We start from the raw sequence: 23,910 nt of genomic DNA, 5'->3' as shown, positions 1-23,910 counted from the left end.
TGCTGAATGATACATCCATGTATCCAGAACACGGTCATCAAGGCTGTCCTGATTACAGCGATGTTAGTGCTGCCTTTGTCCGCTTGTATCTCAAGTTCGGGCATGAACGAAGAACCTGACAATCATATCAACACGGTGAATCTGATTTATTATACACTCGGCAATCCTGACCCGGATCTGAAGATGGTCAACAATAAAATCAACGAAGTATTGGCCCAAAAAATCGGAATCACCATTACATACATAAAGGTTGGGTGGCAGGAGTACAATGACCGGATCAATACGCTAATTTCAACAGGAACCCCTTTTGACATTGCTTTTACGACGGATTATTCAAGCTACGTTCAGCGGGGAGCCTGGCTCAGACTGGACAGCTACTTATCCAGCTTCGGCAAGGATATGTATGATGCAATAGATCCCGTTTTATGGCAGGGTGTCCGCATGGAAGACGGCGGCATCTACGGCGTGCCCACGAACAAGGAGCTTGCGGTTCGCATGCAGTGGATGTATCCTGAGACGCTTATCAAAAAGTATGGCATCGACATTACAAAGTACAATACCCTGGAATCTCTGGATCCGCTGTTCCAAATGCTCAAGGAAAAGGAACCCTCCTATCAGTTGATGGAGATGGACAAGGACTCCCAGAACTTCTTTGCCATGTACGGTTACGAATATGTGCTGGACAAACCGCTACCGCTCATGGTGCGTTCTCTGGATACAGATGCGCAAGTGATCAATATTTTTGAGACAACGGAAGCAAGGCAGGTACTGGATACACTCCGCAGTTATTACGTTAAGGGTTACATCAATGAAGACGCCGCTCTGCGGGAGAGCCAAAATCTCAAACGTGAGGAACGAGTTTTCTGGAAAGCTGCGGGAGGAGGACCACTTTCGGAAAATAGCTGGAGCAAGGACCGCGGCTACAAGGTGGTTGCTTATCCGGTGACCCCGCCACTGATCACAACGGAGTCTGTTCGCGGTGGAATTATGGCGATAAATGCCAAGTCAGCGCATCCCGTTGAAAGTGTAAAGTTTCTGAATTTGCTCAACACAGACCCGGAGATCCGCAATCTGTTTAATTACGGTATTGAAGGTGTGCATTATACGTTGGACAAGAACGGGCAGGTCCTGCTGAAATCTTCCGAAGGCAGCGGCGACGATTCAGTTGTACCAGTTGGCTATGAAGGTGTGCAGTACACGCAGGGAAACTGGTTCATTCTCAAAACAATCGGCGGAAAATATCCCGATCCATTGGATAAATGGGATCAGTACCGGGCAGCAAACGCAGAATATGTCAAATCAAAGTTACTCGGATTCACGCCGGATTTAACCAGTGTTTCCATTCAAGTCAACCTTATAAAAATGGTTTGGGAGAAGTACTATCCGAGCTTGATGACCGGTAGTGTGGATGTCGACAGGGTACTGCCCAAATTCAACGAGGAGCTGAAGCAGGCGGGTCTGGACGAAGTGCGGGAGGAAATGCAAAGGCAGCTCGATGCTTGGCGCGTTGACCATCCTTAAAGAGGAGTTGATGGTTACAAGGAAGTTTTCCTATATTGAGAGCTCATACTATATATAATTGGACTAGCAAAAATATTCGAAATTGGACCTTCAAACATTGCAATTTTCTGTATATGTTGTTTCATATAAAGAAAAATATGGGGGAACTTATATGGAAATAGTATATAAAATTAATGCTCAACTTTGTCCTGATGATGTCTCGAGGTTGTTTAAAAGTTCTGGAATAAAACGTCCGTCAGACAATCTGGATCGAATTCAGAGAATGATTACAAATGCAAATGTTATTATTTCTGCTTGGGATGGTGTAAATCTAGTAGGGATTGCAAGAGCGATTACAGATTTCTCTTATTGCTGTTATTTATCAGATTTAGCGGTGTGCAAGGAATATCAGAAGACAGGTATTGGAAAAGAGCTTGTTGAACGTTTGAGGAATCATTTAGGAGAAGAAGTAGCGTTATTGTTACTCTCTGCACCGACAGCTATGGAATATTATCCTCAACTTGGCTTTGAGAAAACAGAGAAAGCATTCCTAATTCCAAGAACAAGGTAACTTTCTGCGAAAAGGGATCGAGTCTGGATTCTTTTCATCTTCAGATCAAAAACCGGCTGTGGCCATCCTGTATGCAGGATGACCACAGCCGGTTTTTTCTATAGATGTATAGATACTATTGTCAGCTTAGACAATTCCCTTGTCCATCGCTTTGACGATCAGAGTAGCAAACAAACTGTTGGACCAGGCGAACCATTCACGTGAAAAATCGGATGGATCATCCGGATGGAAGCCTTCGTGCATATATCCGGTATCCGCATCGGTCCGGATAAGCATATCGATCAGTTCTTTGATCTCCTCATCGTTATCTGCCGTCAGCGCCTGCATGGATAGCGCCATATGCCACACGTAACCTCCCGGTGTATGAGGACTGCCGATGCCTTTGGCATATTTACCCTCAAAGTAAAAAGGGTTGTCGAAGCTGAGAGCAAAGCGGCGGGTATTCTGATAAATCTCATCCTCCACACCTACATAACCAATATAAGGAATAGACATCAGGCCGGGTGTGCCGGCATCATCCATCAGAGAATAATTGCCGTATCCGTCTGTTTCGTAGGCATAGATTCTGCCGTATTTCGGATGATTCACAATTCCGTAGGTGCGGATGCCGAAGTCGATTTCCTTGCGCAGCTTCGCTGCCCGAGCCGCCAGTCTTTCGTCTTTATAGATGACGCTTGTGATTTCGCGGATATAGTCGAGAATGACTACAGCGAACATATTGGAGGGAATATTGTAGCCGAATTCGCAGCTGTCGTCGCTCGGGCGAAAGCCCGACCAGCTCATGCCGGTATAGTTGACAGGCATGCCGCGTCCGTTATTGTGCAAAGTCTCCGTGTCCTGAAGCGTTAGTCGGATGAAATGGTAGGGTGATTTCTCTCCGTGATATTGTTCCGTTTCAATAACATTCACGATGGAGGTCAGCGCCTGGTAGCAGGCGTTATCAAAGATATCTGTCTGTTCCGCTTCCTTCCAGTACATATACGCCAGCTGTACAACGAAGCAGAGGGAGTCCAGCTCGTATTTGCGCTCCCACATCCACGGGTTCAGATTGCAATCATCGGTATCCCGGTAATGCTTGTCGCTCGCCGTTTCGTTAAAGGCATTGGTGTAAGGATCAATATTAACATAGAACATCTGCCGGGCAATCAAGCCGCGGAGAATTCGTTGCAGCTCAGGATCATTTTTGGCAAAAGGAATGTAGTGACGCACCTGTTCCGTTGAATCCCGCAGCCACATAGCCGGAATATCCCCGGTAAATACGAAAGTAGTGCCGTCTTCAAGCAACTTGGTTGTTGTCTCCAGCGTATTCGGAAAGCAGTTACGGAACAATTGCTGCAATTTCGGATGATGTGCAAGCCGTTCATCGGCTTCAGTAAGATAGGCGGTAATGGAAGCTGGCAGGTTCATGGTATAAATCCTCCTACAATATTAGTCAATTATTTAGCTTTGGCATGCGTAGCAAATGTTTGCATACCTGCCTGGTGGATCGCAATATGTAACTTTTGCAGCGCGAAGTCAGGTTCATAATTCACATATTTGCTGCTATGCTCTTTCTGCAGGTTCCACATCCAAAAATGCTGGAACGCACCGCAGCAGCGCGATTTTACAATCTCTTAACATGACAATGCAGAACCTACATATTTACGCTGTCAGCCTTGTTTCACTACACTTGGGTTTGTAAGCGCTCGCATGAAAGGCAGTCAGCAAGAATGTGATGCGGCTACATGATTTTATGTAACGAAAACTACTATAGAGAGGAGTGGGAGAATGAAGGGGAGTAATGCTGCAGTATCCGGAAATCCTTCATTAAAGAACAAGTCCCTTGGCAAAAGAATCTGGAAAAATTGGGAACTCTATCTGTTCATGCTTCCCGCGTTATTGTATTTCCTCGTTTTTCATTACGGTCCGATGTACGGCATTCAGATTGCTTTTAAGAATTTCGTACCTTCGAAAGGAATTACGGGCAGCGATTGGGTTGGTTTTGACCATTTTGAACGGTTCTTCAATTCCTATTTTTTCTGGGATCTGCTCTGGAACACATTCAGCATCAGCTTCTATGAACTGGCTATCGGGTTTCCGCTGCCAATTATTTTGGCACTGGCCTTTAATGAGGTCCGCAACGGCCCGTTCAAGAAATCGGTACAGACGGTCACCTATGCGCCGCATTTCATTTCAGTCGTTGTTATGGCAGGGATGATTATTACCTTTTTATCACCCTCCAGCGGAATGATTGTCCGGTTCATCGAGTTCCTGGGCCTTCAACCAGCGGAATTTCTGACCGATCCAGCCTGGTTTAAGACGGTGTATGTCTTATCGGGCGTCTGGCAGAGCACCGGGTGGGGAACCATTATTTATCTCGCGGCTCTGTCAGGCGTTGATCCCCAGCTGCATGAGGCGGCCATTGTGGATGGAGCAAGCCGAATTAAACGGATGCTGCATATCAATCTGCCGACGATCGTACCCACCATTACAATCATGCTAATCTTAAATATGGGTAATATACTGGGCCTAGGTTTCGAGAAAATTCTGCTGCTGCAGAATTCGCTCAATATGGAAGCTTCCGATGTAATTTCCACCTATGTATATCGTGCTGGTCTGGTGAACGCCCAGTACAGCTTCTCAACGGCTGTCGGATTGTTTAACTCGGTAGTCAACGTTATTCTGCTTGTTACTGTCAACCAGATCGCCAAACGCACCAGTGAGAACAGTCTCTGGTAGAAAGGAGTTGAAGTCTTTGGTTACTGCCATGAAAGAATCCAGAGGGGACAAGCTTTTTCTGATCAGCACTTATATTTATTTGTGCCTTGCCTTGTTGGTTATTCTCTATCCGCTGATCTACATTCTCAGCGCTTCTATCAGTTCGCCGCAGGACGTCAATTCGGGGGCCATGTGGCTGTTTCCAAAGAATGTGACATTGGACGGTTACAAGCTTGTTTTTGAGAATCCAAAGATATGGAATGGGTACTGGAATACGATCATTTACACGGTGGTGGGGACTCTGGTCAATCTCGCCGTTACGCTGCCGGCCTCGTATGCGCTCAGCAGGTCTGATTTTGTTGGTCGCCAACTGTTCATGGGCCTCATTCTATTCACGATGTTCTTTAGCGGCGGACTTGTACCGACGTATCTGCTGGTCAAGAACCTTGGACTCATTAACAGCATGTGGGCATTGATTCTGCCAGTGGCCGCTTCGGTCTGGAATATCGTCGTGGCTCGCACTTTTTTTCAGACGACCATTCCAAAAGAGTTGCAGGAAGCGGCGCATATCGACGGCTGTACGAATTTGAAGCTATTCATTCGCATTATTTTACCGCTGTCAGCACCGATTGTAGCCGTTATGGCTTTGTTCTATGGAGTAAGTCACTGGAACAGTTACTTCCCGTCTCTGATCTATTTGAATGATGAAGCCAAGTATCCGCTGCAGATGGTTCTGCGCCAGATCCTTGTCCTTCAGGAAATGTCGGCCGAAACTACAGGCGCTTCAATGAACGGCGAGGTGGCAATTGCCATGAATAATAAAGCAGAAACAGCATCGCTGATCAAATACGGAGTCATTGTCGTCTCTACACTACCCATCGTAGCGGTCTACCCGTTCTTGCAGCGTTACTTTGTCCAAGGAGTCATGATTGGCTCTGTTAAAGGCTAACCGATTAAGATGTAATAATAACAAGGGAGGAATTATTCATGCATACCATACGCAAACCATGGAAGCTTATGATGTCTTCAGCTCTGGTTCTTTCACTGCTGGCAGGCTGCAGCAATTCAAACGAAGGTGCAGGGAATAACGGTACCGGAGAGGTTGCTGTGAATAAGGAAGGTTTTCCGATTGTCAATGAATCCGTTACTCTGACGCTTATGGCACCGGACGTAGGGATTCAGAACTGGGAGAACATGGCGGTGCTCCAGCAGATGCAGGAGAAGACTGGCATTACGCTGGAATACAAGAATGCACCTAAGGACAGCTTCGAGACCAAGAAGAATCTGGTGCTCGCCAGCGGTGATTACCCGGATATTCTCTATGCTGCCGGTTTGACGACTGCAGAGCAGATGAATTACGGAGAGCAGGGTATCCTCATTCCACTGGAGGATCTGATCAAAGAATACGCTCCCAACTTCAATGCACTGCTGGAGGAGAATCCCGAAGTCCGCAAATCAATTACAGCACCGGACGGGCACATCTATTCCTTGCCGGTAGTAGAACTCAGCCAGCACTGGTACCGCAATCCGATGTGGTATAACGGGGACTTCCTGAAGGCGTTGAATATCGACAAGCTTCCCGAAACGACAGAAGAGCTGTATACCTACTTGAAGCGTGTGAAGGAGGAAGATCCGAACGGCAATGGCAAAGCTGATGAAATCCCGCTTTCTTCGGTGACAACACCCGCTGCAAATCTCCGCGATATCCGTACCTGGCTGCTTGGCGCCTTCGGTATATATGAAGAAGAAATTTACGTGGACGATGCGGACAAAGTGCATTACACACCGCTTGAAGAAGGCTATAAGGAATATTTGACCTACATGAACCGCTTGTGGTCCGAAGACCTGTTGGATCATGAGAGCTTCTCGCAGACGGCGGAGCAGAAGAAGGCCAAAACGCAGAATAATCAAGTTGCTCTCTTCTCCGACTGGCATGCTTACATGTCCAAGGGCGGGGAGCCTTCAACAGCAGATCCGATGTTTGCACCTGTCCGCAGCGAATCCGTTGCTGCGCCTGCGATTGCGAAGAACAGAGGGATTACAACGGGTGCATTTGCCATCACGGAGAGCAATCCCTCGCCGGAAGCCTCTATGCGCTGGGTGGACTATCTCTATTCCTATGAAGGGGCCATGTTCTTCAATAAAGGGCCGGAGGGCATTCTCTGGGAATACACCGACAAAGAGAACCGGGTCAAGAAGTACTTGCCGGTACCGGACGGCAAGGAGATGGAGGATTACCGGGCAACTCTGACGCCTAACTACGGCATTCCCGCTCCAACGCTGTCCATGGATGATATCAGCAAAGGGCTAAAGACCGATTTTGACCTCTGGGTCGAGCAGGAAACCAAGCAGAAGCTTCTTGACAAAGGCGCACGGATTCCATTCCCGACGTTGTTTCTAACGGTGGAAGAGCAGACCGAAATCAGCAGCTTGAACTCTGATTTGACCACATATGTGAACCAGATGGAAGCGAAATTCATCACCGGTGCCGAGCCGCTCACGAGCTGGGACAATTATGTGGCAACCGTTAAGAAAATGGGCGGAGAACGTGTAGCTGAAATCAATCAGGCTGCCTATGACCGCTGGAAATCCAACTAATGAGGCTCTGCGCAGAAAGGTGCTGTAAGAAATGATTTATAAGGATAAAACACGCCCTGTGGCGGATCGGGTACAGGACCTGCTGCAACGGATGACTCTTGGAGAAAAGGCTGGACAATTAGTTCAGCCTTTCGGCTGGCAGTGCTATGAGAAGCGCCCAGATGGAACTACGGGTATGACGGAAGCTTTTAAGCGTCAGGTTGCAGGCGGAGGCGTCGGCTCCTTATATGGAACACTGCGTGCAGATCCATGGACTGGCGTCACACTGGAGACAGGCTTGTCCCCGAAGGAAGGTGCTGAGGCGGTTAATGCCATTCAGGCTTTCGCCATGAAGGAGAGCAGGCTTGGCATTCCTATTCTGTTCGGGGAAGAATGTTCGCACGGACATATGGCTATAGGCGCCACGGTATTTCCAGTTCCGTTGGCTTTGGGCAGTATGTGGAATCCAGAGCTGTACCGGGAGATGTGTCAGGTAGTAGCCCTGGAAACCCGCAGCCAGGGTGGAGCGGCAACGTATTCTCCGGTGCTTGATGTGGTGCGTGATCCGCGCTGGGGGAGGACGGAGGAGACCTTTGGTGAGGACCCATTCCTGATTGCAACTATGGGAGTGGAGGCGGTAAAGGGTTTGCAGGGAGACCGGCTGGATGCAGAGGATTCCGTACTGGCCACCCTGAAACATTTCGCCGCTTATGGCAGTTCGGAAGGCGGACGAAATTCAGCGCCAGTGCATATGGGACTCCGTGAGCTGCATGAGGTGGACCTGCTGCCCTTCCGCAAAGCGGTGGAGGCCGGAGCGTTGTCCATTATGACCGCCTATAACGAAATAGACGGGGTGCCCTGCACCACCAACCGTTATCTTTTGCAGGATGTGTTGAGGGAGCAATGGGGCTTCGATGGTTTCGTAATCACCGATTGCGGTGCGCTGGGTATGCTGACGAATGGCCATAATACAGCGGACAGCGGGGAAACGGCCGTAGCCCAGGCGCTGCTGGCCGGAATCGATATGGAGATGTCGGGTGAGATGTTCGAGAAGCACATCTCTGCTGCAATCCGAAATGGACGCCTGCAAGAGTATGATCTGGATCGAGCTGCCGCCAGAATCCTGGAGCTGAAGTTCAAGCTTGGACTGTTCGACCGTCCTTTAGTCGATCCGGAGCATGCCGAACAGATGATAGGCAGGCCGGAGCACCGGAAATTGGCGCGACGGATTGCCGGCGAAAGCATTATTATGCTCAAGAATAAGGACGGAATACTGCCTCTTAGCAAGCAAATCCCGAAGCTAGCCGTGATTGGCCCCAATGCAGATGCGCCATACAATCAACTGGGTGACTACACCTCACCCCAGCCAAAAGGCGCAATTGTTACTGTACTGGAGGGAATCCGGCAAGCATTGGGCGGCGACCAGGACAGTGCCCTATATGCACCAGGCTGCCGAATCAAAGGCGATTCCCGGGAAGGATTTCCCCATGCGCTGGCCTGTGCAGCCGAGGCTGATGCTGTTGTGCTCGCGATTGGTGGCTCCAGCGCCAGGGACTTCGGGGAAGGAACAATCGATCTCCTCACAGGTGCTTCTGTTGTAACCGAACATTCCTGGAGCGATATGGAGTGCGGTGAGGGCATTGACCGGGCCACGCTGAATCTGATGGGGGTACAGCTTGAACTGGCGCAGGAGATCCGTAACCTGGGTAAGCCGCTGATCGTGGTCTATATTAATGGCCGTCCGATTGCCGAGCCATGGATTGTAGAGCATGCTGACGCCATTCTGGAAGCCTGGTACCCGGGTCAGGAAGGCGGACATGCCATCGCCGATATTCTCTTCGGCGACGTAAATCCCTCTGGAAGGCTGACGATCAGCATTCCGAAGCATGTCGGCCAGCTTCCCGTTTATTACTATAAACGGCGTACAAGAGGAAAGCGGTATCTGGAGACGGATTTCAATGCCGAATTCCCATTTGGCTACGGACTCAGTTTCAGTGAATTCCAATACAGCAATTTGAAGGTAGAGCCCTCCGTCATTGCTACGGATGGTGAAGCGCTTGTCTCGGTGGATGTTACCAACTCAAGTGCCAGAACGGGCAGTGAGGTTGTCCAGCTCTACATTTCCGATCTGGACTCTTCCATAACCCGTCCCGAGAAGCAACTTAAAGCCTTCCGCAAGATCAGTCTTTTGCCGGGTGACACCCAAACGGTGACGTTCAGCGTTGGTCGGGAACAGTTAGAGTACGTTTCGGCTGATTTATCGCGGATCGTGGAGGCAGGGGAGTTTGTCGTGATGGCAGGTCCGCACTCCGAAGAATATTTGACGGCACGGCTTAAGGTCAGAGAGGAGGACTAAGCCATGAAACGTATGAACCGTTTTATCGAATGGCTGGCAGAGCGGCAGTGGGCAGAGAAGGTTGAGCTAAAGGAGTGGAGTATGCGGAAGTCCCGCTATCTCTTACCCGGAAGCTATGAGCATGAAGGAGACTTTCATCCGAATTGTAAAATCTCACAGCTTGATGGGGGCTACGGCACTACGTATTTCTTGCAGCATCAGACAATGCTCCCGGAACACTGGCCGCCGGACGAGGCTGCACTGCTCTACTTGGGTCGAGGAGAGGGCCTCTTGAAAATTAATGGAGAGCCATATCATGGACTGGACAGCAATCACTGGTTCATTCCGCTGCCATCCAGGACTGCGGGTGAAGAGCTTCAACTGGACATCGAACTGTATGATCCGGTGCCGGAACCGGAGGATCCGCTCAACCGCCAGGCAGTGATCAAGTCACCGCTGGAAGGGATTGAAATCATTCTTGTGCATGTGAATCCTCACGTATACAGTCTGCTGCATACGGTGAAAACCGTGCATGAAGCTGCCTTGCTGCTGCCAGAAGCGGATATGCGCCGTATTCGTAGCGGGAAAGCCTTGGAGCGGGTGATGGACACGATCTACATGAAGGAGCAGGTGATCCTTGACGGCAGCGCTGTCGCAGCGGCTGAAAAGCAGCTGCGGGCTGAAGCTGCGGCGGACAGGCCAGAGGGGCTGTCTCCAGGAACGATGCACATGGTAGGCCAGTCTCATATCGACGTTGCCTGGTTATGGCCGGTCCGGGAAACCGTGCGAAAAGTCAGCCGGACCTTCTCCACGGTCTGCACTTTAATGGACAAGTATCCGGAATTCAGGTATTCCCAAAGCCAGCCTCAGCTCTATGCCTTTGCCAAGGAGCATTATCCGCAGCTGTACAGGCGGATCAAGGAACGGATCGCCGAAGGCCGATGGGAACTGGTCGGAGGCATGTGGGTAGAGCCGGATTTGAACATCCCCGGGGGAGAATCACTGGTGCGCCAGATGCTGTATGGCCAAGGTTTCTATATGAAGGAATTCGGTAAACGCTCCACAATTGAGTGGCTGCCTGATACCTTTGGCTATTGCGCTTCTCTGCCGCAGCTGCTTAAGCAAGCGGGCATTGATTATTTTATGACGACCAAACTGGGCTGGAATGATACCAATCCCTTTCCTCATACGCTGTTCCACTGGGTCGGCATTGATGGAACGAAGATCGTAGCCTATCAGAACCATGGGGTGAATGAGCATACCCATCCGAAGGATGTTCACGAGCACTGGCAGGCTCATGCTCAGAAAGATCAGCATGATGAGTTGATGCTGCTCTATGGTCATGGCGATGGTGGAGGTGGCGTCACCCATGAAATGCTGGAGTATGTGGCTCGCACCGATCTGGCACCCGGTCAGCCTGTCAGCAAATTCTCAACGGCGGAGGCTTTTTTCTCGGAGATCGGCTTACGCCAGCCGGAGCTTCCAGCATGGCATGGCGATCTCTATCTGGAGCTTCATCGGGGCACGTTCACGACTCACGCCTTTAATAAGCGAAGCAACCGCAAGGCAGAGGTCTTATACCGGCAAGCGGAGATCTGGAGCGTTTTTGCGGAGCAGAGTGGTATTACGAAGCCTTTACAGCCGCAAGCTCAGGAGCTTGCCGAAGGATGGAAGCTGCTGCTGCTTAACCAGTTTCATGACATTATTCCCGGCACTTCCATTCCGGAGGTCTACATCACGTCGCGGGAGCAATACGCCGAAATCTTCCGTTTGGGGCAGCAGGTGTTGGACACCTCACTCCATACTTTGGCAAGTGCAGTGGACACATCAGGCGAAGGCCGCCCTTATGTGGTTTTCAACAGCTTAGGCTGGGAGCGAACGGAGCTGATCCACCTTCAGGTGGACCAAAGTTTGGCTGCACTGCAGGCGTTCGATGAAGATGGCCTGCTGGAGAGTGAATGCTGGCACCCGGATGAAGACGGCAGCAGTTTCACATTGGCTATCTCGGTCCGCAATGTCCCAGCCTTTGGCTGCCGAACAATTTGGTTGCGGGAGCCAGAAGAGCCGCGTAAGCAGCAGGAGGATCCTGCAATCAAAGACGCTTTTCAGAAGCAATGGGAGACAGAGCATTACATTCTTATGTTTAATGATGACGGAGAAATTAGCCGCTGGTATGACAAAAGCGCCGGCCGGGAAATTCTTCAGGCCGGCCAGACTGGCAATCAACTGCAGTTCTATCATGATACCCCGCCATTATGGGATGCCTGGGATCTGGACCCTCGTTATGAACAGCAACCTGCAGGCAAGGCAAAGCTGCTGGAGCGACGGGTCATCACCAGCGGACCTATGCTGACAGTGCTGAAGTTCAGCTGGCAGCTGAATGAGTCCCTGATTGAGCAGGAGATTATTCTGCCCCGGTACAGCCGGAGGGTGGATTTCCGGACTAGCGTTACATGGAGGGAGGAGCACAAACTGCTTAAGACTGCTTTTCCGGTGGATATTGTGGCTGTGAAGGCGACGTATGAGATTCCGTTTGGAGCGCTGGAACGTCCCACTCATCGAAACACCAGCTGGGAACAGGCGCAATTCGAGGTCTGCGGCCATCGCTGGGCGGACTTGTCAGAGGGGGGCTACGGCATCAGCCTGCTGAACGACTGCAAATATGGCTATGACATTCATGACGGTGTGCTGCGCCTATCACTACTGCGCTCGCCGCGCTGGCCAGACCGCTATGCGGACCAGGGGCAACATCAATTTACGTATTCCGTGTATCCACACGCCGGGGAATGGCGGCAAGCAGACGTTGTACGGGAAGCAGCAGTGCTGAATGAACCCTTGCAGGTGATCAGCGAAGAGTCTCATTCCGGCCGCTATCCAAGTACTCATGCTTGGCTCGACTTTAGAAGCAATCATGTGATGCTGGATACAATCAAAAGTGCAGAGGACGGAAGCGGAACGGTTGTCCGGCTGTACGAATCTTCAGGCAGCAGAGACACAGCTGTACTGGACTGGAAGGATGAGGAAATCCGCGTCTCCCGGGTCAATCTCCTGGAGAGTGAGATTGGTTCGGTGGAGACTTCCAAGGGAGTGATTCCGCTTTCTTTTAAACCATATGAGGTCCAGACGATCAAACTCTATCACGAACATGAATCGCAGGAGGAATAGATATGCAAATCACAAGACATCCAAATAATCCTATTGTCGTCCCTGGCGGCTATGAATGGCGCAAGGTTACGGTTTTCAACCCTGCGGTCATCATCGATAACGGCAAATTTTATATGATTGAGCGTACCGCTGGCTCCCTGACCCCATGCAAGAATTACCTGGGTCTGCTGGAGAGTGAAGACGGAGTGAACTTTACACATGTAAAGGATGAACCGATTGTGACGCCCGATATGCTGGGATTCCCTTATGGTAGTGTCCAGGACCCGCGTATTGTCAAAATCGACGGAACCTTCTATCTGAACTACGCCTTACGTCCTTGTGCTATGAGCTATTATCCTACTGGAGCAGGCGTCCCCATGCGTTCCATTCCGGAATATCCGGATGGATGGGGGAAAGAGGAGGGACATTGGCTGACCCGGTCCTCAATTCTGAAATCGGATAATTTGCTGGATTGGGAGTTTGTAGCAGACACAACGCCTCTGGATATCAATGACCGGGACAACATTCTTTTCCCCGAGAAAATAGGCGGCAAGTTCGTGCTGCTGCGCCGCCCCGAGGAATATGTGGGAGAAGCCTACGGCACGGATAAAGCGGCCATGTGGATTACCTACTCCGAGGATCTAGTGAACTGGGAAGAGCCCAAGCTGCTCGCAACCGCTGAAAACTTGTCCTGGGAATCACGGAAAATCGGAGGCTCTACACCCCCGATTCGTACGGACAAGGGCTGGCTGGTGTTATATCACGGCGTCGATGAAGATATTGTCTACCGTGTGGGGGCCATGCTGCTTGATTTGGAGCAGCCGGAGAAAATCATTGCCCGGACACATCATTTCATAATGGAACCGGAGACGTACTACGAGAAATTCGGGTTCCAAATTCCGAATGTCATTTTTCCGACCGGAAATGTGGTCAAAGACGGGCTACTCTATATCTATTACGGAGTAACGGATACAGCAATTGCGCTCGCAACTGTTCCTTTGGATGAACTGGTAGAGCATATTCTCCAGGAAGCGAAGTAGTTTCGCCAACTTAAACCGGTCTTTTCGCAGCAGCCCCCTTCAAGGCATGTTCCTTGCGGTGCTGTCCCGGCGTCAGACCGGTTTCTTTTTTGAACTTGCGGATAAAATTCGGCGCATCCAAATAACCGACCTGCTCAATAATTTCTTTGAGTGGTGCGCTCGTATTTTCCAGCAGTCGGATGACCTCATCCACACGACGCTGCCAAATATATTGTGAGAAATTGCTGCCGGTTTTTTCTTTGAAGCTCCGGCTTAAGTAAGAGGTCGAAATGGCAAACTTCAGCGCCACATGCTCCAGGCTGAGTGTGTAATCTGCGAACTGCTGGTCCACATAAACGAGAATGTCATCCATTAATGATGATTCACTTGTTTCCGTATTCCGCTCGACCTGTGCGCAAATGGCAGCGGCCAGAGAGAGCAGACGGCTCTCCAGCTCTTCAAGCGTTTCAAATGAGGTCAGTTCCGGTATATTGGCAAACACTTCATTCATTCCAAGCTCGGAGGCGGTGCGAAGGAGAACGTTTAGCAAATCAAAGCAAATGCAGCGCAGCAGATGGACTTGCAGCGGCTCGTCTTTAATCGTGTCAATCGTATCCACAATCATCTGAACGGTTACCGATTCATTGCCCTGCTTCAGACTCTGTTCCAGCTTCAGCATGGATTTGCGCGGAATCCAGAAACTCTCGGCACTGGCAGGATTCAGCTCTGCAAGCTGCTCGAAATAAGTTACCTGCCCGGTGCGCCGAATCATCCGATGCTCCAGAGCTGCAGCGGCTTCGATGAAGGACTGGTTAAGCAGAGCCAGGTCTTTGTAGGCCATACCAACACCGATACTCAGAGACAGCTGTGAGTGTTCGCGGATTATCGCTTGAATGGCGTCAATAACCTGCTCCATACGGTTGTGAACCGTCATGTCCGCATCGCCAGGAAGTGAAATAATCAGGGCAAACTGGTCTTTGACCGAGAATTCGACACCGAAGATTTGTGCATCGGGACCTGAGAAACATACATTGCTGAGTATTTCCTGCAGCAGATGACGTTCCTGCCAGGACTTGCCGCCGGGCACAGTTTCATCCCAGGATAAGATCGCCGAGAAGTAGAGGCCTTGTCCCTGAGGAAGCTTGAAGCCTGTGCTGAGGATCATCTGCTCAATTTCGGGATCGTTCGGCTTGCCATGCTTGAGAAGCAGCAGCATGCACTGGTTGCGAACAAAGGGCTCCTGAAGATCAATTCTGGCACTGTAATCGTGGAGCGTCTGCCGAATCCATTCCCATTCATTGCGGAGCTTGGGCGCATCATTGCCGCTTCCTCTCAGCTTGGCGAATTCCATCAGGTCCCGGATTGGATGGTATTGCCTTTTGGCCAGCAGCAGTGCGGCAGCTATGCCGGTAATAACCGTGATACAGAAGACGATCAGAATCAGGGTTTGGATATGGGCGACCCGGCTGAAGAACTGGAAGCTTGGCATCGTGGTTACATACGTCCAACCATTTTCTTCGGATTGTACAGAAACGACGGAGTATTGTTCACCGTCCAGCTCCAGATTATGAATACCGGGCTCCAGAGCGGATAAATTCTTGAGCTCGCTCTGGGGAAGGCTGACGCCATGGTTGTTCGCGGTCAACACCTCTCCAGAGGGACCGAAAATATAGCTGCTCCCTGAGAAATCACTCAAAATTGAATCCATGACCCCCGTAAGATTGGATTCTTTCATCAAATAGACAACAGTTCCGTATGGAAACGGGTCATTTGGTTTAATCGGTACAAGCATGACGAGCATCGGATCCATGCGGGAATTGACCGTTACATTTTCAGCGGGACGTACCATTGGCTGCTTGGTTTCATTCAAATCCCGCCGCAATTCTTCTGGAGTCCATCGCTCGAACTGATAGAAGGTATCAAAGGTGACATGAAGATCAGCCAGACCACGGTAAGAATAGATGTTGGAATCGTCATGGAAATAAAGAAGTAGATCCTCAGCAATATTGCTGCTGGCTTTGTAATTCGCCAACGTCTGAATCGCCTCCAGACCGTAGTAGGGATGCTTTACCATATAGGGTGTCAGATGCCTGTCATAGGCGATTCTCCCCGCTATTTCCTGAAGCTCCTTCATACGGGTATCTATTGTGCTCTTCACTTGATTGAGCTGATTCACATTGGATTGTTCAATTTCTACACGCAGGCCTTTGACAGCGTTCTCATATACAAAAATGGTTACACCGGTCAACGGGATAAGAAATATCAGGATGTAGGAAAAAGCATATTTTAGCAGAAGCCTTGACTTGAAATGATTCCAGCTGAATCGGAATCTGTTGAATAATGATGGCTTGAGTGCCGGATTTGCCATGAAGCAGTCCCTCCAGTGTTAACATATTCGGATAAGAAATCTTGGGGTCATAATTCACTGTTCTCTTCTGGATTACACTTGTGCTAATATAAACATTATAACATTATAATCTTTGTAATGGAGCAGTTCGTCAGGTTTATTATTAAATATAGGGGTGTATGGGTCTCATGTCATTGATCAATTTTTGAATTTTGCCTGTATAACGCGGTTAAAGAAGGAGATGGGATGAGTGGGAACAGAGAATGTGCTGCGCAATTTGCAGCTTGTCGACGGGCGAATCATGGATATCTCCATTCAGGACGGAATTATCACTGCCATTACACCGCCAGGCCAGGTTGAAGGAGAGACTGAGTTAGACTGTTCCGGGTTATACGTCTCCAGCGGATGGATTGATCTGCATGTGCATGCTGTGCCGGAGCTTCATCCCTATGGCGATGATATAGACGAAATTGGGGTGAAGCAGGGAGTAACGACACTGGTGGATGCCGGGAGCCGTGGTGCAGACCGGATCGGAGATCTGTATACCGCGAGCCTGAAAGCTGATACACAGGTGTTTGCACTGTTGAATATTTCAAGGATAGGGCTTGAACGTACAGATGAACTTTCGCAGTTGGAATGGATCGATCTGGCTAAGGCCCGGGAGGCGGCAGCGTCCTACCCTGAATTCATCGTTGGTCTGAAGGCTCGTATCAGCCAAAGTGTTGTCAAAGACAGCGGCATACAGCCACTCTTGCTGGCACGTACACTTTCGGAAGAAACAAAGCTTCCACTTATGGTGCATATCGGCTCTGCGCCACCCTCAATCTCCGAAGTGCTGGAGCTGTTGCAGCCGGGCGATGTAATTACTCATTATCTTAACGGCAAGTCTAACAATCTGTTTCATGAGGACGGTACACCTCTGCAAGGGCTGCTCGATGCCATTGCCCGAGGAGTTCATCTGGATGTGGGGCATGGCACAGCGAGCTTCTCCTTCCGGGTTGCGGAACAGGCCAAAACGGCAGGAATTGCGCTGAATACCATCAGCACGGATATTTACCGGGGCAACCGTCTTAACGGGCCAGTGTACAGCATGTCCAATGTGCTGACGAAATTTTTGTATCTCGGCTACAGTCTGGAAGAGGTCATCCGTGCGGTTACAAGCAGTGCCGCGGCGTGGCTCGGCAAGCCGGAGCTCGGACAGATTAGGGTGGGGCATCAGGCGAACCTGACTTTGTTTGCCCTAAAAGCAGGAGAGAAACAGCTTAAGGACTCGGAAGGCGATATCCGGGTAGCGCAGTACTATATTGAAGCCAAAGGAGTCTTTACTAATGGATCACTCATTACAAGCTAGATATGGATTGAAACGTGTTATTAATGCGAGTGGGAGAATGAGTATCCTTGGCGTTTCCGCACCAACGGATTCGGTCATGGAGGCGATGAAGCAGGGCGGACAGCAGTATGTGGAAATTGCGGATCTTGTGGACAAATCCGGAGACTATATTGCACGCCTGCTTGGTTCGGAAGGGGCGGTAGTCGTGAACTCAGCATCCAGCGGCATTGCGCTGTCCGTATCAGCCATGGTGACCGCTGGAGACCCGCGCCTCAGCCTTCGCCTTCATCAGGAGCCAGTGCTGAAAAATGAGATTATTATGCTGAAGGGCCATAATGTGCAGTATGGTGCACCGGTGGAAACTATGGTATTCCTAGGCGGAGGTCAGGTGGTGGAAGTTGGATATGCCAATGAAGGCCGCAAGGAGCATATTGACCAGGCGATCGGTGAACGCACTGCAGCCATTCTCTATGTCAAGTCCCATCACGCCGTGCAGAAGAACATGATCTCTGTGGAAGAGGCCTGGGAGGTTGCGCAGCGCAGGGAGGTGCCGCTGATTGTTGATGCGGCAGCGGAAGAGGATTTACGCAAATACGTCCAGTATTCGGATTTGGCGATTTACAGCGGATCAAAAGCTATTGAAGGACCTACCTCCGGCATTGTCGCCGGCAAAAAGAAATATGTCGAGTGGCTAAAGGTACAACTCCACGGAATCGGCCGCAGTATGAAGGTTGGCAAAGAGACCACCTTCGGGCTGCTTCAGGCTTTGGAGGAATACCAGGACAAAACCGATAACAGTGAGCGGGAAAAGAATGCTTTGGAGGCTCTTCAGCCGCTAGCCATGCTTCCTGGAGTTTCGGTCCGGATCGTACAGGATGAAGCGGGCAGAGCCATTTTCCGTGGGCGGATTCAGATTGATCCCTCTGTTGCAGGGGTGGATGCGAGAAATGTTAATGATCAGCTGCGTGATGGCGTAATTGCTGTATACACCCGGGACTACGGTATCAAACAGGGTTATTTTGATATTGACCCTAGACCGCTTCAAGGGGATGATCTTCAGGTTATTGTCAGCAGAGTACGTGAAATTGTGGGGGGAAAACAAAAATGAGCAATATCCAGCAGCGTCTATATAAGAATAGAGCCGCACTTAATGTACTGGCTGGCAGTATTAGGAATGCGAAGGATGTGTACGAAGCTGCGGAGGGTTATGTGCTGGTAGGTGTACTGTCCAAAAATTATGCTACGGTGGAGGAAGCGGCAGCAGCCATGACTGAATACGGTCAGGCTATAGAAGATGCCGTATCCATCGGACTCGGAGCAGGTGACAACCGCCAGGCGGCTGTTGTAGCTGAGATTGCCGCAAGTTATTCTGGAACTCACATCAATCAGGTATTTCCGGCGGTGGGGACAACTCGTGCCAATCTTGGAGCTAAAGACAGCTGGATCAACAGCCTGGTCTCCCCGTGCGGGCAACCGGGTTACGTAAATATATCAACCGGCCCCGTCAGTTCAGGGACCACACCACATGCCGTTGTTCCGGTTCAGGCCGCTATTGCACTGGTTCGTGATATGGGGGGCAATGCGCTCAAATATTATCCGATGCAGGGGCTTAAGCTGGAAGAGGAGTACCGTGCGGTGGCCAAGGCCTGTGGGGAAGCTGGGTTTGCATTGGAGCCGACAGGCGGAATAGACCTGGATAACTTCGGACCTATTCTGGAAATGGCACTTCAGGCCGGCGTACCGCAGGTTATCCCGCATGTGTATTCATCTATTATTGATCAGCAGACGGGAAGTACAAACGTCCAGGATGTCGTCAGATTGCTTGAAACGATGAAATCGCTGGTGGACCGGTATGCCTAGAATTGCGGCTTTTGGTGAAGTGATGATGCGGCTGCAGGTTCCGGGCTATGAAACTCTGGTCCAGAGCAGCAGGCTGGATTATTCTTTTTCCGGCAGCGGGGTTAATGTAACGGCAGCACTGGCTGGATACGGCCATACCGGTGCTCTTATTACCACTTTGCCGGAAACCCCTGTCGGTGAAGCGGCTATTGCTTATCTGCGGAAGCTTGGGGTAGATACCTCATTAATTAGCCGGGGAGGCAAGCAGCTGGGGATGTACTTTTTGGAGAAAGGCTTTGGAGCACGCCCCGGCAGAGTCACTTACACAGACCGATTGGGGAGCAGCTTCAATACCGCGGAGGCAGGCAATTATGATATGAAGGCTCTTGCCTCACTAATCGATGTTCTTCATCTATGCGGCATTACGCTGGCTATGAATGAAAATGTGCGCAAGCAGATGAAGCGGCTTGCTTCGGAAGTGAAAAGTGCCGGAGGTAAGGTTGTTTTTGACTGCAATTACCGTCCTGCGTTATGGGGAACGGATGGCTATGCCAAGGCCCGCCCGCATTATGAGGAACTGCTGGAACTTGCTGACCTGGTGCTGATGAATGAGAAGGATGCGCAGTATATTCTTGGCATTGGAACCAGAGAATATGATAGAATAACACAGTTGAAGCAAGCGATTCCCGAGGTGGTGAAGCGCTTCGGAATCGGAACGGTAGCGGGAACCCACCGAGAGATTAACGTTGACCATACGCATTCTCTGACAGGATATATCTATCATCAAGGTACGTTTCTGTTTTCTCGAAAGCTGACCTTCCCGGTGTATGATCGAATCGGTGCCGGCGATGCTTTTGCAAGCGCCGTTATTCATGGGGAATTGCAGCGATATCCGCAGCAGCAGACGGTTAATATGGCAGCGGCAGCAGCGATGCTGGCCCATACCACTCAAGGCGATACAGCGCTTTTTACCGAGGGTGAGGTGCTTCGGGCGCTGTCAGACCATGCCTTAGATGTTGAAAGGTAGTGAACAGCGGTGTCTTTGAAACGCAAGCAAGGTCCTTTATATCAGCAAATCCAGAAAATTCTCAAAGACCGGATACTGCACGGCGTATATCCTCTTGGGAGCATCATCCCCTCCGAGCCGCAGTTGGAAAAGGAATTTGGCGTCAGTAAAATGACGGTCCGTGGCGCGGTCCAAGAGCTGTCACAGGAAGGTTATGTGCAGAAGAAAAGCGGTGTCGGAACGATTGTCATGCGCAATACTTCCCATCAGAAGCTCTCTAAGGGCAAACGGTTTACGGAGCTGCTCGTAGAAGAGGGACATAAGCTGGAAAAGAAACTGCTGACATCCCGGTTAATTACGAATGATGCAGGAACGGAGGAATATAACCTCTACGGACCGTATTGCCAGCGGATTGAACGGCTCTATATTTTGAATGGTCAGCCTTATATTCATTTGATACACTACTTGGCTGCAGCTGCATTGCCCGGGGAAGGTACGGCAGAGATGGTTACAAAAATTCAGTCACTGTACGACTCTCTCGAGGAGAATGACATTGTGCTGGAGAACTTCAAGGACCGTTTCTATGTAGAGCTGCCACCTCCGGAAGTGTGCCACTTGCTGGAGATCCCCCCGGAGACGCATGTGCTCAAGCGCTTGCGTAACTCCTTCGACGGGGAAGGCAGATTAATTGAGCACAGCATCGGTTTCTATAACACGGAGCTTCATCATTACCTGGTCAATTACGACACTTGAAATTGACGTCAGGGTGATGGAGAGGTGAGAAGAGCAGAGGTGTATTTTCAGGCTGCAGCCATTCTGGACTTTATCCTTATGTCCGAGTGGGAATACCGTTATTTTTGATGTTAATACAAAAACCCACCGAGGGCATTTAGCTTTAATCGGTGGGTTTTGCTTTTTTTGTAATGGCAGAAGGCACGAACCTCCTCAGGATTGCTTACTTATGGGGTGCTCTGTTCGTTGGCTAGGTATAGATAAGTTCAAACATTCCCATGTCCAGCAATTCTTTTTGGGATATAAAGTTTAAATTAAGATGCCGTTTTCAATTCCGTAAACTTCTCAACTCCAAAATTTACATTTTAATAGAAACTTTTACCTGAGTCTTGCGTCTAATACTATGACTTTTTGATAGGATAAACATTACTTGGGAGCAAAAGGAGCCAAAGACAAAGCATGAAACTGAAGAAGAAGTTGTCCATTTTTACCGCTTTAGCTGTTTTACAAGCATTTGCAGTCGGTTCTGTGAATGCGCAATCAGCCCCGCAAGATGACACAGAGTCAGTAAAGACGGCAAAAGTAGAATCGGTTGAGGTGCTGAAGAAAGAGCAACCGATTGCAGAGAGTGAAGTGAAAACGGGTAGCGGTAACGCATCCAGCAGTAATCCATCCACTAATGGAAAAGAAACCGGAACTTTGACAGGCACTGAGGCAACACCTAAAACAGATATCGAGAAACCCGCCTTAGATGGGGGAGAGACGACTACAAATGAAACTAATATGGGATCTACGAGTAAGGAAGGAACGACTGAGGATGTTGAAACGCAAGTGACGCCTGCTCAAATAGAGCAACCATCCATTGGTGGGAATTCTACGGTAGCAGCAGGCGGTAATCTGACGTTGTACATGAATAGCAACAAAATGGAGCAGGATGGGAAAACGTATCTTGCTGGACAGCCGATGACTGTAAAAAACGGTGTATCCTATGTTGCGATCCGCGCACTGGTGGATCGTGTGGGATACGGAGTCAAATACGATAACACAACCAAAGAAACCATCATCATTAGTGGTGATAATGAGCTAAGGTTCAAAACCAACAGTACGGCCTATACCGTGAATGGAGAGTCCAGAACGATGAAGGGCCCTGCATATCAGCAAAAAAATACGTTTATGGTGCCGTTAACTTCCATTACGCAAGCTCTGAACATCACTTATAAAGTGAATCAGTCCGCTAAAACGGTTGTGCTGAATCTAAATACTAAACCCGTTGCAAGCTTTGTGGTTTCCCAAAAGGAAATTTTTGCGGGCGATAAGGTGGACTATATAACTTCTTACGTTTCTCCAAATGGACTGAAGATTGTTGACGAACGCTGGACAGGTCGTCAGGAATCGTTTGATCAAGCAGGTACATATACGATTTCATATCAAGTACAGGATTCAAGCGGGCAATGGAGCGATCCTTATTCGATTACGATTCAAATTCTGAGTCCTAATCTTCCTCCTGTCGCCATGTTCACCACAGACAAGGAACAGTATAAAATGGGCGAAAAAATAACGTATATCGACCAGAGTACTGATGATGAAAACAGCATTGCCAAAACGGTGTGGGAAAATAATTCGCTGGCCTTCTTTGAACCCGGACCCAAAACGGTGACACTTACTGTTACTGACAACCATGGCGCTACGAACACGTACTCCAAAGTCATAACCATAACCAATGAGACATTATATTCATTTTCCGATTTCAATTTACTCTTCACGCCGGTAGGACAGAAATTTACGTTTAACGGTGGCGAAGTGACTGCCATGGAAAAAGTGCCTTATACGTACACGGATGAACCAAGTCTGCTGATCCGCAGCAACAGTCCGGAAACGGTTAATACGGAAGGCATCGTATATAAAGAATCATCTTCAGGGCAGACCCGTTTCATGATTCATCATGTGAACAATACAGGCAAAAGAGTAAAAATGTATGTGATTGTAACCAATAACAACCCTAATCCGGCAGTATTCGAACAACAAAATATGGGCTTTGCAGGACCTACGCCTTATGCTACCGTAGCTGGGAAATTGTCGATTGATAAATGGTTCAAGTCAATTCAGACCCGGGCGGATCAAAAGAAAGAGGTTATTCAACCTGGAGAAAGCAAGCTGATTTTGACCGAACTAAATAAAACTCCGATCAAAGAAGGACAAGTGATCTCACTCTATTCGGATGCTTATAGTGATTATACCCTTGACTATAACGTTATCCTCGTCGAAGAAAATAAAGATCCGTTTGAGACTTTACCAATGCTTCCTGTGCTTGATCGTGACGGTGTGCACAACCGTGGAACGTACCCGAATGCGACTCGTATCATTACGTATGATCAGCTAGTGGGAGCCCAACCAGCTCGTCTGCCACTGGGTGATAACGCAAGCGATCCCAATCTGGCTGGAACAGATCCAATGGCTTACACAGACGCATCCAACGCGGGTAATTTTGGCGTATTGTACAAAATCACGCTGAACAATGTGGCTCCGCGTACTTTAATCTCATTTAACCCTCGTGGAGGGAAGTACTCAGGAGTGGCTCTAGTAAACAATCAGGTTGTATCCATTGCCGATGGTAACGTTGCTGTTAGCAATTCAAGTGAACAAAGCGTTCTTTACCGCACAGGGGCATATGGAGAGAGTGTAACAATTCTTTTCTCTGCTGCGCCAGGAAGCAACCTGCCGGTGAATCTACTCTTTACACCGCTCCCATCGGAGAAGTGATGAAGTTGGTTCACATAAGCTAGAGCGGGAACAAATGATTTGGCTGGTGTGTT

Annotated in this window: 17 protein-coding genes; 14 read left to right on the top strand and 3 right to left on the bottom strand. The window is 49.5% G+C overall.

The annotated features are described in order from the left end of the window. Positions 1–6: 6 nt before the first annotated feature. Together MHB49_RS19395 and MHB49_RS19390 are read left to right on the top strand one after the other, a co-directional pair. A complete protein-coding gene (locus MHB49_RS19395) occupies positions 7–1,521 on the top strand; it encodes an ABC transporter substrate-binding protein (protein WP_405152629.1) in 1,515 nt (504 codons plus the stop codon). 151 nt (positions 1,522–1,672) lie between these two features. Beyond that, positions 1,673–2,071, top strand: a complete 399-nt coding sequence (locus tag MHB49_RS19390; RefSeq protein WP_405152628.1) for a GNAT family N-acetyltransferase — start codon at positions 1,673–1,675, stop codon at positions 2,069–2,071. A 126-nt stretch (positions 2,072–2,197) separates the two neighbouring features. On the opposite strand, the gene MHB49_RS19385 is transcribed toward MHB49_RS19390, so the two are convergent. Beyond that, on the bottom strand, positions 2,198–3,478 hold the full coding sequence (locus tag MHB49_RS19385) for a glycoside hydrolase family 125 protein (protein WP_405152627.1): 1,281 nt from the start codon (positions 3,476–3,478) through the stop codon (positions 2,198–2,200). A gap of 29 nt (positions 3,479–3,507) precedes the next feature. Further along, entirely contained in the window at positions 3,508–3,639 is a 132-nt protein-coding gene (locus MHB49_RS19380; protein WP_405152626.1) for a hypothetical protein, read from the bottom strand. A 199-nt stretch (positions 3,640–3,838) separates the two neighbouring features. On the opposite strand from MHB49_RS19380, the gene MHB49_RS19375 reads away from it, so the two are divergent. The 6 genes from MHB49_RS19375 to MHB49_RS19350 are packed head-to-tail and all read left to right on the top strand — an operon-like array spanning position 3,839 to position 13,864. Continuing rightward, positions 3,839–4,789 carry an ABC transporter permease gene (locus MHB49_RS19375; RefSeq protein ID WP_405152625.1) on the top strand — a complete coding sequence of 317 codons (951 nt, stop codon included), beginning with the start codon at positions 3,839–3,841 and terminating at the stop codon, positions 4,787–4,789. 16 nt (positions 4,790–4,805) lie between these two features. Continuing rightward, a complete protein-coding gene (locus MHB49_RS19370; RefSeq protein WP_405152624.1) occupies positions 4,806–5,717 on the top strand; it encodes a carbohydrate ABC transporter permease in 912 nt (303 codons plus the stop codon). 38 nt (positions 5,718–5,755) lie between these two features. Continuing rightward, positions 5,756–7,366, top strand: a complete 1,611-nt coding sequence (locus MHB49_RS19365; RefSeq protein ID WP_247897765.1) for an extracellular solute-binding protein — start codon at positions 5,756–5,758, stop codon at positions 7,364–7,366. Between the two features lie 31 nt (positions 7,367–7,397). After that, the gene (locus tag MHB49_RS19360) at positions 7,398–9,701 is read left to right on the top strand and encodes a glycoside hydrolase family 3 N-terminal domain-containing protein (protein ID WP_405152623.1); all 2,304 of its coding nucleotides are present in this window, start codon (positions 7,398–7,400) and stop codon (positions 9,699–9,701) included. Between the two features lie 3 nt (positions 9,702–9,704). After that, positions 9,705–12,845, top strand: a complete 3,141-nt coding sequence (locus MHB49_RS19355) for an alpha-mannosidase (RefSeq protein ID WP_405152622.1) — start codon at positions 9,705–9,707, stop codon at positions 12,843–12,845. Positions 12,846–12,847: 2 nt separating this feature from the next. Continuing rightward, complete coding sequence (locus MHB49_RS19350) at positions 12,848–13,864, top strand: glycosidase (protein ID WP_405152621.1); 1,017 nt, start codon at positions 12,848–12,850, stop codon at positions 13,862–13,864. Positions 13,865–13,874: 10 nt separating this feature from the next. Here the strand turns inward: MHB49_RS19350 and MHB49_RS19345 are convergent, their stop codons facing one another. Beyond that, positions 13,875–16,211, bottom strand: coding sequence for a helix-turn-helix domain-containing protein (locus MHB49_RS19345; protein ID WP_405152620.1), 2,337 nt, complete (start codon positions 16,209–16,211; stop codon positions 13,875–13,877). Positions 16,212–16,491: 280 nt separating this feature from the next. Between MHB49_RS19345 and MHB49_RS19340 the strand changes: the two genes are divergently transcribed. The 6 genes from MHB49_RS19340 (at position 16,492) to MHB49_RS19315 (ending at position 23,857) form a co-directional block, all read left to right on the top strand. Then, the gene (locus MHB49_RS19340; RefSeq protein WP_405157188.1) at positions 16,492–17,541 is read left to right on the top strand and encodes an amidohydrolase/deacetylase family metallohydrolase; all 1,050 of its coding nucleotides are present in this window, start codon (positions 16,492–16,494) and stop codon (positions 17,539–17,541) included. Further along, positions 17,519–18,628: a DgaE family pyridoxal phosphate-dependent ammonia lyase gene (locus MHB49_RS19335; protein WP_405152619.1), complete on the top strand. Its 1,110-nt coding sequence runs from the start codon at positions 17,519–17,521 to the stop codon at positions 18,626–18,628. Before MHB49_RS19340 ends, MHB49_RS19335 begins: the two co-directional genes overlap by 23 nt. After that, a complete protein-coding gene (locus tag MHB49_RS19330; protein ID WP_405152618.1) occupies positions 18,625–19,380 on the top strand; it encodes a KDGP aldolase family protein in 756 nt (251 codons plus the stop codon). The genes MHB49_RS19335 and MHB49_RS19330 overlap by 4 nt, the downstream gene beginning before the upstream one ends. Then, positions 19,373–20,386 (top strand): sugar kinase, encoded by a 1,014-nt coding sequence (locus tag MHB49_RS19325; protein WP_405152617.1) that lies wholly within the window; start codon positions 19,373–19,375, stop codon positions 20,384–20,386. Before MHB49_RS19330 ends, MHB49_RS19325 begins: the two co-directional genes overlap by 8 nt. A gap of 9 nt (positions 20,387–20,395) precedes the next feature. Continuing rightward, positions 20,396–21,118 (top strand): GntR family transcriptional regulator, encoded by a 723-nt coding sequence (locus MHB49_RS19320; RefSeq protein ID WP_405152616.1) that lies wholly within the window; start codon positions 20,396–20,398, stop codon positions 21,116–21,118. Between the two features lie 438 nt (positions 21,119–21,556). Then, positions 21,557–23,857 carry a stalk domain-containing protein gene (locus MHB49_RS19315; protein ID WP_405152615.1) on the top strand — a complete coding sequence of 767 codons (2,301 nt, stop codon included), beginning with the start codon at positions 21,557–21,559 and terminating at the stop codon, positions 23,855–23,857. The last annotated feature ends 53 nt before the right edge of the window (positions 23,858–23,910 follow it).

Origin of the sequence: Paenibacillus sp. FSL K6-0108 (genome assembly GCF_045040695.1) — a bacterium.
GTDB classification, from domain to species: Bacteria; Bacillota; Bacilli; order Paenibacillales; family Paenibacillaceae; genus Paenibacillus; species Paenibacillus pabuli_B.
This window is presented reverse-complemented; position numbering and strand designations above follow the sequence as displayed.